The sequence below is a fragment of the Gilliamella sp. W8126 genome (assembly GCF_016102185.1).
Taxonomy (GTDB): Bacteria; Pseudomonadota; Gammaproteobacteria; order Enterobacterales; family Orbaceae; genus Gilliamella; species Gilliamella apis_A.
Genome location: NZ_JACFPE010000002.1, coordinates 583,315 through 595,881, shown reverse-complemented (window position 1 = coordinate 595,881; position 12,567 = coordinate 583,315). Strand labels below are relative to the sequence as shown.

The window sequence follows — 12,567 nt, the reverse complement described above, 5'->3', positions numbered from 1 at the left end:
TATACTTTCATAATAAATATTGATATAATGGTTCATTTAGTAAATAAATTGAGAGCTATTTATGTTAAATCAATTAAAAGCAATAATTCAGTATCTTTTACCTAAACAGTTATTAACAGTTATATTTGGTTGGTTAGCCAACAAACGTTTAGGAAAAGTCACAACATGGATGATTATTGGTTTTTGTAAGCTATACAAAATTGATCTAAGTGAAGCGAAGTTAACTGATGCTAAAGATTATCCAACATTTAACGATTTTTTTGCTCGTGAACTCAATGAAGATGCGAGACCTATTGATCCTGCGGCAAGTTCAATTGTCATGCCAGCAGATGGTGTAATTAGTCAATTCGGTAATATTCAAGATAATTTATTGTTACAAGCTAAAGGCCATTTTTACTCATTAGAATCTTTACTTGCTTGTCATCCAGATATGATAAAGTTTTTTAAAAATGGCTCTTTTGCTACCACTTATTTATCACCTAAAAACTATCATCGTTTTCATATGCCTTGTGATGGTATATTACGTGAAATGATTTATGTACCAGGCTCTCTGTTTTCAGTTAACAAAGCAACAACTGAAACCATTCCAAATATTTTTGCCCGAAATGAACGAGTAATTTGTTTATTTGAAACCGAATTTGGACCAATGGCTCAAATTATGGTAGGCGCGACTATCGTTGGTAGTATTGAATTAAATTGGGCTGGTATAATTACACCACCTCGTGATGGAGTGATGAAACGTTGGACTTATGCTGGTGAAGTTAAATTAGCAAAAGGCCAAGATATGGGATGCTTTAAATTAGGCTCAACCGTTATCACCTTATTTGCCTCCAACGCTGTTGAATTTGATAGCCATCTAAAACATGGTGATATTACCCGAGTAGGTCAAAAACTAGCAGAAAGGATCTAATCTATGTTGATGCGTGGTTTTTTGTGTTGGATATTACTTGCTATTTCATGCTTTGCTGTAGCTGAAGAATCAATACCTATTATTGATAATGAAGATCAACTTGCAGAAGTGATCACTAAACTTGATGAAAAAAATGAAGATCTTCGCCAGAATATGGAGTACCAAAAATCACATTTAACCAGCATCATTAATGAACAAAATAATATTAATACCCAAATTTCACATGTTCAAAATACCCTTGCCACGCTTGCTGAACAAGGCGAATGGTTAAGTTTTTCAACCGCCTTAGGTGAAACTTTGCGCCAACAACTATTGCGATTACCAGAAAAACCTAAGTCTCAACCACTTGATGCAGAAATCGCTGAGGCGAAAGTACAACAACTTAATTATTCAAATAGCTTAAATGGCTTAGAAAATTATCCAACACTAAGCGTTGCTTTAAGTAATCTTAAATCAGCCAGTCAATATCGACGATTGTTACGCGAACAAAGTGAACTACTTAAAACATTAATTTCAGGAACTGATACCACGATTCTTGAATTAACTAAATTAAAAATTTCCAATAATCAATTAACCAATGCTATCGATGAAGTTAATGATGCCGCTCATCGTTACTTCTTTTGGGTTGCGGATGTTAACCCTATTTCACTTAGTTTTCCTTTAGACTTAGCCAAAGATGTGGTGTATATCACCGTTTCAATCGATACACTATCACAACTCTACAATGCTTGTTTAGAAGTGCTTAGTGCCCCAAAACCACTATTTTTTTTAGTATTATCGATAATGTTTGTATATGTGCATTTTAAAATGCGAGGCAAATACAACACATTCTTAAATAAATCAGCTACTCGAGTCGGCAAAGTCACTCAAGATAATTATTCTTTAACTTTAAAAGTCATTATTTTTTCATTGATAATGGCATTACCTGTACCTATCTTGTGGGCAGCATTGGGTTATGCGCTACAAATTAATTGGGATTACCCTGTCGCAGTTGCTTTAGGTTATGGTGTCAATGCCGCAGCGCCTATTTTGTGGGTATTCATCATTACGGCACACTTTGCATCTCCAAATGGATTATTTATTACTCACTTTGGTTGGGCAAAACAAAATGTTCGTCACGCAATGAAATACTATCAACTATCTGTTTGGGTCGTGATTCCATTAGTTGTCGTTGTGATGAGTTTTGATCAGTTTAGTAATCGCCAATTTGCTGCAACTATCGGTCGTATAGCATTTATTATCCTCTGTTTTGCTTTAGTGTTTATGACTAACTCAATTCATCGAGCTGGCGTTCCTCTTTATATTGATAAGAAAGGTTCGGGTGATAACGTATTAAGTCATATTTTGTGGTTTATGCTATTAAGTGCACCATGGCTAGCTATTATTGCTGCTTGTTTAGGTTATTTATCGACGGCAGAAGTTTTATTAGGCAGATTAGAAGCCTCAGTCATAATCTGGTTTGGCTTGTTAGTTATCTATTTTATGATTCGCCGTTGGATGTGGATACAAAAACGTCGTATTGAATTCGAACGGACTAAACAACGCCGATTAGAGCGTATGCAACGCGCCAAAGGCATCGAAGAAGATATAAACTCAATCAATGATAGTGTTGATGAACCTATTATCGATTTAGATGCGATTAGTGCCCAATCATTACAATTAGTCAGATCAATTATTATGCTTATAGCATTAATCAGTATGATCTTACTTTGGTCGGAACTTCATTCGGCTTTTGCCTTTATGAATAATATAAAGCTTTGGGGTACAAGTACCATTATCAATGGTACTGAGATTGAACAACATATCACGCTTGGTGCGGTATGTATCGCTATTTTAGTCATGACCATTACTGTTCAATTGGTTAAAAATTTACCCGCATTACTTGAGTTAGGCATTTTACAACATTTAGATTTAGCGCCGGGTACTGGATATGCGATTACAACGGTATCGAAGTACATTATTTTGATGATAGGTTGTATGATTGCTTTTTCATTCATTGGTATAGATTGGGCAAAAATTCAGTGGTTAATTGCAGCACTAGGTGTTGGTCTAGGGTTTGGTCTGCAAGAGATCTTTGCTAATTTTATTTCCGGTTTAATTATTTTGTTTGAAAAACCAGTGCGGATTGGTGATACCGTTACGATTCGAGATTTAACTGGTAATATCACTAAAATTAGTACACGAGCTATTACAATTGTCGATTGGGATCGTAAAGAAATTGTCATGCCTAATAAGGCGTTTATCACAGAACAATTAGTCAACTGGTCCTTATCCGATTCAATAACTCGTATAGTATTAACCATACCAGCAACCATTGATGCAGATAGTGAACTGGTTATGAAACTTTTACAACAAGCTTGTGAAGAGTGTGAATTTGTACTTAACGATCCAGAACCACAAGTCTTTTTAGTTGATATTCAAGAAGGAATCCAACTGTTTGAATTACGAGTATTTGCGGCAGAAATGGGACATCGAATGAAACTACGCAGTGCCATACATAAACTCATTTTAGATGCTTATCGACGTCATAACTTGACCTTACCATTTCCACCACTACAAACGAACTTAGAAGCGCTTGGTCGTAAAAGTGGCCGCCGAAGTTACACTATTGGCACAGTTTAGCCAAAAATTGTTTCTAACCATGGCACCCCAAAAGCTCCCGGTGCCAATAGGACAAATGCCCAAATAGGAGCAGAAGCCACATTGGCAATATTGAATTTTGTTGCTGGCATATGCATGGTGCCAGCAATCAAAGGAACGACTGCCCGCAAAGGACCAAAAAATCGTCCAATAAACACCCCAAATGTCCCATAACGCTGAAAAAACTGTTCAGCACGAAACACCATTTTCGGGTATTTATTCAATGGCCATGATGCAATTACCTGTTGATGATAATGTTTACCTAACCAGTAAGAAATTAAATCGCCAATAATAGCTCCTAACGATGCCGCAACCAAAACTGGAACAAACGAAATCACTCCAGTTCCAATCAAAGCTCCGGCTCCTAATAAAATTGCTGTAGCAGGAACTAGTAAAGAAATGATAGCCAATGATTCACCAAATGCTAATAAAAAAATAATTGGCAGAGACCACACTTGATGAGTTTCAATAAACAGCATAATCGTATGCGTAATTTCATTTAATGACATAAAGTTGCCTCGCATAATCATTTTGGATAGGCTTTATTCTAACACAACAAATATATGATAATTCTAATGGGATTAACCATTGGTAGAATCTTACAAAATCAACTAATCTAAATATTGGGCTTTTTATTGATACTAAGCTAAGTTATTATATTTAAAATAATAGATAGATTCAGTCATACAATTATTACGAGATAAACCATGACAGTGGGCATTAAAAACTTTAATGTAAATAAATTTAAACATGGTCAATTGCAACCATCAGAAGATGATACCGTAGCCACAGAAAAGCCAGTGGCACTAATTTATAATGGTATTTCTCATGTCGTCATGATGGCAACCCCAAAAGATCTTAATTATTTTGCTATTGGTTTTTCATTAACTGAAAAAATTATAGAATCAGTTAGTGAAATTTATAGCATTGATATTATTGAAACAGTACAAGGTATTGAAGTCCATATTGAACTATCGTCAAGACGGTTTATGCAATTAAAAGAAAAGCGTCGCAATTTAGCCGGTCGTACTGGTTGTGGTATTTGTGGCACAGAACAAATAGAGCAAGTTTGTCAATTTATTCCACCTCTTTTATCAAACGATAAAATCCGTTTATCTGATTTTCATCATGCCCTTGATTATCTAACGCAAGTTCAAACTGTTGGGGGACAAACCGGTTGTACGCATGCGGCTGTATGGTTGGATTTAACTGGTAATTTTATTGCTGGATTTGAAGATATCGGCAGACATGTTGCATTAGATAAATTGTTAGGTTATCGAGCAAAAATACAACAAGAAACTAAGCAAAACATACAAGGAATAATTCTTGTTTCAAGCCGAGCTAGTTATGAAATGGTACAAAAAACAGCTCGTTGTGGTGTAGAAATTCTATTTGCCGTATCAGCAGCAACGGCAATGGCAATTGAACTAGCCAAACAAAGTAATTTAACTTTAGTTGGTTTTTTTAGAAACACCCAAGGAGTAATTTATACCGATAGTGAACGAATCACTGAGAAATAAGCTATCAATAATAAATTCAGACTAAACAATTATTTTACATAACCAATAAAATAATTAACCATTCAATTTATTGATTTTTAATATAAAAATAAATTTAGTTCAATATATATTATTTCACATCTTTCTTTATTTATCGAAGATCATCATAATATACGCCGAAAATAAGAACAACTTTGTTTTTATTATATATTCTTTTTTAAATGATTGTTCTAATTTTAATCAATTGTCAGTTATTGATATTATAAATAATTTTACATAACTGATTAATAATCATAATGATTTTCTTGAATTTAAAATTAAAGCATTAGTAAAAAAGTTTCTTAAATAATGATTTTTAATCGTGTTATCAATTAAGCGTATACTTAAATTTGAAAGGATAGAGTCATGCATCAAACAGCAGATATACAACAAGCAGTAAACTATATTCAACAACAAACAGATAAAAAACCTACAATTGGAATTATACTTGGATCTGGTTTAGGCCCTTTTGCCGATACTCTTGAAGATGCAGTACATATTCCTTATGACAATATCCCTCATTTTGCCAAATCTGCTGCTGTCGGTCATGCTAATGAATTAGTTATTGGTAACTGTGGCGATAAAACCGTTGTTGCCATGAAAGGGCGTTTTCATTACTACGAAGGTTTTTCATTGGATCAAGTTACCTTCCCTGTTCGGGTAATGAAAATGCTTGGCGTAGAAAAACTTATCATTACTAATGCCTGTGGTGCGGTTAATACCAGCTTTAAACCGGGTGATTTAATGATAATTACAGATCACATTAACTTAACCGCTAATAACCCATTAATGGGGCCGAATAATCCTGAATTAGGTGTACGTTTTCTTGATGTAAGCGAAGTATACAATAAACAATTACGCGCAACTGTTAGCGAAGTAGCTAAAGAACTTAATATCACGTTACAACAAGGTGTTTATGCATGGTGGACTGGCCCGACTTATGAAACGCCAGCAGAAATTAGAATGATCAGAGTATTAGGTGCTGATGCTGTTGGTATGTCAACCGTGCCAGAAGCAATCATTGCTCATCATTCAGGTATTAAAACCATCGGAATCTCATGTTTAACCAATATGGCTTGTGGCATTTTAGATCAACCTTTAGGTCATGAAGAAGTTATTGAAACCGCTGAACGAGTTAAATCAACTTTCTTACAATTGATTACTAAAACAATTGCTCGTTTTTAGTTTTTAATAGGTAATTCTAAAAAGTAATTTTTTATAATTTTATACTAGCAGTTCACTTTATTTTGGATATAAATAATGAACATAAAACATAGATTACAAGTCATGATGTTTTTCCAATATTTTATTTGGGGAAGCTGGTTAACGACTTTTGGTATTTATTTAATCAACACGTTAAATTTTTCTGGTTATGACGTTGGTTTGGTTTACAGTACTAAAGGCTTTGCTGCATTAATTATGCCTTTTATTATTGGTATTATTGCGGATAAATTTATTCCACCTAAATACTTATTTATGCTTTGTCATACTATTTGTGCTATTGCGTTATTTTATGCAGCCTCAGTAACAACACCAAATCAACTGTATTGGGTGATGCTGGTTAATGCAATGGCTTTTATGCCAACTATAGCATTATCTAATTCATTAAGTTATCACTGTTTAGATAGGAGTAATTTAGACACTGTTACGGTTTTTCCAAAAATCCGCGTTTTTGGAACGGTAGGTTTTATTATCGCAATGTGGACCATCAGTTTACTAAAATTCGATATAAGCAATGCTCAACTGTATATTGCTTGTGCGGCCTCCGTTATTCTGGTGATCTATAGTGCGACATTACCTAATATTGAAATCACCAAAAACCAACAACAATCATGGATTTCACGTTTAGGTTTAGATGCATTTGTGTTATTTAAAAAACCAGTAATGTTGATATTTTTTCTGTTTTCGATGTTGTTAGGTGCTATATTACAAATCACTAATACCTTTGGTGGTGCGTTTTTAAAAGATTTTGGCAAAATTGCCGAATTTCAAGACAGCATAATTGTCCAACATCCAGCAATATTGTTATCTGTTTCGCAAATGGCAGAAGTTGCTTTTATTTTGACTATTCCATATTTTCTTAATAAATTTGGCATAAAGAAAGTCATCATGATCAGCTTAATTGCCTGGACACTTAGATTTGGCTTCTTTGCCTATGGTGATCCAACACCATTTGGTTTTGTATTATTGATGCTATCAATGATTGTATATGGTTGTGCATTTGACTTCTTTAATATCTCAGGATCCATCTTTATTGAAAAAGAAGTTAATGCTAATATACGTGCTAGTGCCCAAGGGTTATTTATGACCATGGTTAATGGTATCGGTGCGATTATAGGTTCATTTATTAGTGGTATTGTGGTTGATATCAATACACATGATGGATTAAAAGATTGGCACTCAATATGGTTAAGTTTTGCAGCTTATGCATTAGTTTTAGGTATAGTGTTTTATTTTACCTTTAACTATGACCAACATAAAACCGAATCTGCGAAGTAATAACTTATCAATATAAATAAGGGATAACTTATCCCTTATTTATCCTCTGTTTTTTTGAGTATTCCCATACCGTAAAAATAGTGACATAAAGCCACAGGATATTTCTTGTTGGTTATAATTTTTATGTGCCAATAATTGACGACACATATAGTTTTAAAAGTAATGAGATTTAGCTATGAAAGAAAAATTTTTAGGTGGTTTATTAGTTTTTTTAGGCGCTTGTAGCTTCGGCGTTCTCTCTTCTATTGTAAAGACCGCTTATAAATCAGGTTATACACTAGGCCAAGTGACTGGAGTTCAATGTTTCTTTGGTATGCTGATACTATGGGGGATCCATTTTATAGTAAAAGCCACCAATAAAAATAAAGTAACGAATAAACACAAAAAAAGCTCAACTAAAAAATGGCATATGTGTGCCGTTGGTATATTTCCAGGCTTAGTTGGGATTTGTTATTATCAATGCGTGCAATTGGTTCCTGCATCTATTGCTATTATTTTGCTTATGCAATATTTATGGATAAGTGTCATTATTGATTTTGTTATTTTTAAAAATAAACCAACGCCTATTCAGTTAGTAACAATCATTACAATTATCATTGGTAGTTGTTTAGCCGCAGGTATATTCAATCAAACCATTAAGTTGAATTTAACTGGATGTTTATTTGGTTTTTTAGCCGCATTAATGTATTCGCTATTTATTACCACTAGTAGCAATATTGGTAACGAATTACCAAAATTAGAAAAAAGTGCACTCATGATAACCGGAGCTTGTATTGTCACCTTTATTATTTTTCCACCACTATTTTTCTTTGAATTCAGTATTGGTGATAAAATTTACCAATTAGGTTTTTTACTGGCATTATTAGGAACTGTCTTACCACCTTTTTTATTCTCGGTAGGTATTCCAAAAATTGGCATTTCATTAAGTGCTATTCTATCAGCAGCAGAACTTCCCGTTGCAGTAACATGCTCTTATTTCTATTTGAGAGAATCGGTATATTTCAACCAATGGATTGGAGTGATCATTATTTTGTTGGCCATTGCCTTACCTAATTTAAAACACCTAAAAAAATAATAATCCTACAATGTATTAAGTGTAGTAATAGAATTACTGCACTTAATTGTCTGAATCATAATTATTCTTGTATATGGCTTTTAAGCCATTGCACAAAAACATCTATTTTAGGATTATATCTTTCATGTGATCGGCAAATATAATAACGCTGTGCACATGGTGCTTCCATATCTAAAAAAGGGGCAATCAGCTTCCCAGATTCTAGATATTTCTTGAGAGTCTGTTTTCTACCTATAGCAATACCAGCATTATTGATTGCTGCAGCAATAACATGGTCTGAACGATCGAATAGCAAATTTTGCATCTTAATAAAATCAAAAGATAACGAAAAGTAATTTGCCCATGTTTGCCATTCATCAAAACTAAAATCTAACATATCGCCTGTGTTATAATGTAATAAAGTACATTTTTTTAAATTTTCGATATTATTATATAGATTAAATTGCTTAGCATAATCAGGGGTACATACTGGAATAAGTGTTTCACTAATTAAATGTTCACAATCTAATTCATCATAATGCAAAGAATCATAATAGATTGCTAAATCAACTGGATATTGGTTAAAATTAATTGGGGTATTGCCTGATATCATATTCAAAATGATATAGGGGTAAGATTCCGTAAATTGCGATAACTTTGGAATTAAACATTCTTGAATAAAAGATGGGCAAGAATAGATAGTAATAGCACCGGTAACATCTTTATTTTTAATATCAACAATTTCTTGATTTAAAATACTTAATGACTTCTTAACCACTGCAAATAAATTTTTACCATCATTGGTCAAAGTTATCCTTCGATGAAATCGGTTAAATAATTTAAAATTCAGTTCTTCTTCCAGTTTGTTGATTTGATGACTTACAGCACTTGGACTAATACAGAGCTCTTCTGCGGCGGAAGCAAAAGATAAATGGCGAGCAGCAGACTCAAATGTATGTAACTTTGATAACTGATAACGGTTAATAAAACGGCTACTATTTGACACTTTATCTTCACTATTCATTTACAGTGATCCCAAAGAACACCATACAAGATCATCTTACTAATCTAATCTATTACCATTCAGAAAGCCACTGTTTTTTATCAGTTTTACGTAAAGATAATGTTGCAACAATTTAGCTCATGCAAAGTTAATAATAGATCATTTGTCAAATACTGGACAAAAAACATAAAAAATACTAGTATCTATTAGCATAAAAAAGTATAGTGTTATCAAAAATAGCAAAGAAAAGTAATCTATATTTTTTATAAGTTTTAGCATCTATAAAATAAAGTCTTTACCGTGGTTGATATATTTTGTTATTTAGTACATTTAGTAAAATGACACAAATGAAGTAATGTTATCTGTAGGTATTGAAAAGTTTATTGATGGTCTCAATATCACTATTGATATTCTCAATTAAGAATGATTAGCGTTGCTTTTAAAAGAATAAAAATAAGTTGTTTTCAAAAAATATTTTTAGTAGCGTAATAACATAAAAATTAAGTCCGATATGATAACTTAATAAAGTCTATCCTTTTTTAGTAAACATTTTCCAGAAGATTTGATACTTCTAAAATGGACTTATATCAACCAGTGATTGGAATTCGAGGTATCAATATATCTCAAATCTAAATCACCATCCTAAGACATGCAGTTTATTATTATAGATTAATAACTAGATAAACAAGCATATTAAGATTTATTCAATTTATCTTAAACCAATCAAGTAAAGCTATATAGTTATTACTATATCTCCGTTAGATATAGTAAATATTAACTAAAGATTTTTATTAATAAATATTTATATAACATTACAGGAGGCACAGCAAAATAGTAGGTTTAAAACAAGCTATCAAATAGCATGTTAGTCTTATTTATATCGTAACAAGATGATTTTTTATTAAATCATTAGTTTTAATAGTCAGTTGTAAATAGCAGTATAGTAAAAGTATTAGTTGTTTTATATGTGTAAGCATAAAGTTAAACAGATATGCCTTGACAATAATGAGTATTAACGCTGTTTAGTTGTCAAATTTATTGTTCTATTTTTACCCTGAATTAAAAGGAAGTTACAGAATGAAGACATATAAAAAACCATTATTTACCTTGGTGCATAGCAATGATGCTATACCTGAGCATAAAACCTTAGCGTATCTTGACCCAACATTAAATGATTATACAGATCATATTGATGAAGTTATTGGTTTACGTATTAAGGAATTGAAACTTCACCATTCTGAATATAGGGAATATCATGATGATAAACAAAATAATAACAAGTCAGGTTTTTCTTTTATTTTTCAAGAAATATTTGAATCAGAACATCATAAAAAGCAAATTGGCATGTTAAAAGACGAGATATTAATTGCCAAAGAATCAAATAGAGTAAAGAAATTGCTAAATGAACGTTTAAAGGAATTTGCGAAGTTTTACCCTGAAATACAATTTAACTTGAACAATGTTCAATCGCTACCAACTAGATTTAAAGATTACCTTTTCGCTCCACCTTTAGTCTTAACTGAGGATAATACTATTATGCTTTGGGATGACTAAAAAAACTTAACAATAATTAATAAGGCAAAATCTACAGTATTGACATACTGTAGATTTTTTATTTTAACCTTCTAAATAATCTTAACTGTTAAATGCACTTTCACCATGACTGTTAATATCAAGTCCTTCACGTTCATGCTCTTCAGAAACTCGCAAACCAACACTAAGATCAGCAATTTTATACGCAATATAAGCTATTATTGCCGTCCAAATGACACAAGTGATAACACTCATTAATTGTATACCTACTTGACTTGTCATAGTGATACCATCGGCATAACCTGTTCCACCTAATGACTCAGAAGCAAAAACCCCAGTTAGTAGACAACCAACAATACCACATACGCCATGTACACCAAATACATCACAGGTATCATCAACTTTTAAAATCCTTTTTAAAGATGAAACACCCCAAACACCGGCAACCCCACAAATAAGACCAATTAACATTGCACCACCAACACCAACAAATCCTGCTGCTGGAGTGATACCCACTAATCCAGCAATCACGCCTGATGCTGCCCCCAAACATGATGGTTTACCACGTAATATCCATTCGGCGAATGACCACGCTAAAACAGCGGCAGCAGTTGCGGCAACGGTATTAATAAAAGCTAAACCAGCAATTTCATCAGCATGTGTTGACGATCCGGCATTGAAACCAAACCAACCGATATATAATATGGCTGCACCTAAATAAACATAAGGTAAGTTGAACGGTTTTAATGGTTCTCGATTGTAACCAATACGATTTTTAAGCAGATAAGCACCGAGTAAACCAGCAACAGCGGCATTGATATGTACCACAGTACCACCAGCAAAATCCAATGCCCCTTCATCACCAAGAATTCCACCGCCCCAAACCATATGAGCCATCGGAATATATGAGAAAGTGAACCATAACACCATAAAGATAAGAACTGCCGAAAAACGAATTCTTTCTGCAAAGGCACCCAAGATTAAACAGCAAGTGATGCAAGCAAAAGAACCTTGAAATGCAATCCAGATCATTTCATAGATCGAACCAGAAATATCAGTAATACCAACATTAACCAATAAAAAATGGTCAAAGTTACCAAAAAACCAGTTACCTTCACCAAAGGCTAAAGAGTAGCCATAAGCTATCCATAACACCGCAATCAACGAAAATGTTACTAATACTTGTGACAGCATGGATAAAACGTTTTTAGATCTTAATAAGCCACCGTAAAAAAGTGCAATACCAGGCACTGACATAAATAAAACTAATGCAGTACATATCATCATAAAACCATTGTCAGCCTTATCTGCAATTGCGACTTCATCGGCAAACACTGGACTTGCTAAAGCAAATCCGCAACAGAGAATAAATTTTTTCAACATAATGATA

Annotated in this window: 9 protein-coding genes and 1 pseudogene; 7 read left to right on the top strand and 3 right to left on the bottom strand. The window is 33.2% G+C overall.

All coding sequences use genetic code 11. The annotated features are described in order from the left end of the window. Window positions 1-61 precede the first annotated feature (61 nt). Window positions 62-910 carry an archaetidylserine decarboxylase gene (gene asd, locus H3S74_RS06675; protein WP_110447522.1) on the top strand — a complete coding sequence of 283 codons (849 nt, stop codon included), beginning with the start codon at window positions 62-64 and terminating at the stop codon, window positions 908-910. A 90-nt stretch (window positions 911-1,000) separates the two neighbouring features. Then, window positions 1,001-3,532 (top strand): annotated as a pseudogene (mscM, locus tag H3S74_RS06670) (miniconductance mechanosensitive channel MscM); the annotation flags it as partial. On the opposite strand, the gene H3S74_RS06665 reads toward mscM, so the two are convergent. After that, entirely contained in the window at window positions 3,529-4,059 is a 531-nt protein-coding gene (locus tag H3S74_RS06665) for a DedA family protein (RefSeq protein WP_198247529.1), read from the bottom strand. The pseudogene mscM and the gene H3S74_RS06665 overlap by 4 nt on opposite strands. Before the next feature lie 198 nt (window positions 4,060-4,257). On the opposite strand from H3S74_RS06665, the gene fdhD reads away from it, so the two are divergent. From fdhD to H3S74_RS06645, 4 genes are all read left to right on the top strand, one after another. Further along, window positions 4,258-5,070 carry a formate dehydrogenase accessory sulfurtransferase FdhD gene (gene fdhD / locus H3S74_RS06660; RefSeq protein ID WP_198247528.1) on the top strand — a complete coding sequence of 271 codons (813 nt, stop codon included), beginning with the start codon at window positions 4,258-4,260 and terminating at the stop codon, window positions 5,068-5,070. 384 nt (window positions 5,071-5,454) lie between these two features. After that, entirely contained in the window at window positions 5,455-6,273 is an 819-nt protein-coding gene (locus H3S74_RS06655; protein WP_086365465.1) for a purine-nucleoside phosphorylase, read from the top strand. 75 nt (window positions 6,274-6,348) lie between these two features. Then, the gene (locus H3S74_RS06650) at window positions 6,349-7,587 is read left to right on the top strand and encodes a nucleoside permease (protein ID WP_198220595.1); all 1,239 of its coding nucleotides are present in this window, start codon (window positions 6,349-6,351) and stop codon (window positions 7,585-7,587) included. 175 nt (window positions 7,588-7,762) lie between these two features. Next, window positions 7,763-8,662 carry a DMT family transporter gene (locus tag H3S74_RS06645; protein ID WP_110447518.1) on the top strand — a complete coding sequence of 300 codons (900 nt, stop codon included), beginning with the start codon at window positions 7,763-7,765 and terminating at the stop codon, window positions 8,660-8,662. Between the two features lie 61 nt (window positions 8,663-8,723). Here H3S74_RS06645 and dsdC read toward each other — a convergent pair whose 3' ends face one another. Beyond that, window positions 8,724-9,665 carry a DNA-binding transcriptional regulator DsdC gene (dsdC, locus tag H3S74_RS06640; protein WP_110447517.1) on the bottom strand — a complete coding sequence of 314 codons (942 nt, stop codon included), beginning with the start codon at window positions 9,663-9,665 and terminating at the stop codon, window positions 8,724-8,726. 1,056 nt (window positions 9,666-10,721) lie between these two features. Here dsdC and H3S74_RS06635 point away from each other — a divergent pair. Further along, on the top strand, window positions 10,722-11,198 hold the full coding sequence (locus H3S74_RS06635) for a hypothetical protein (protein ID WP_110447516.1): 477 nt from the start codon (window positions 10,722-10,724) through the stop codon (window positions 11,196-11,198). Between the two features lie 81 nt (window positions 11,199-11,279). Here H3S74_RS06635 and amtB read toward each other — a convergent pair whose 3' ends face one another. Then, window positions 11,280-12,560 carry an ammonium transporter AmtB gene (gene amtB / locus H3S74_RS06630; protein ID WP_198247527.1) on the bottom strand — a complete coding sequence of 427 codons (1,281 nt, stop codon included), beginning with the start codon at window positions 12,558-12,560 and terminating at the stop codon, window positions 11,280-11,282. Window positions 12,561-12,567: the final 7 nt, after the last annotated feature.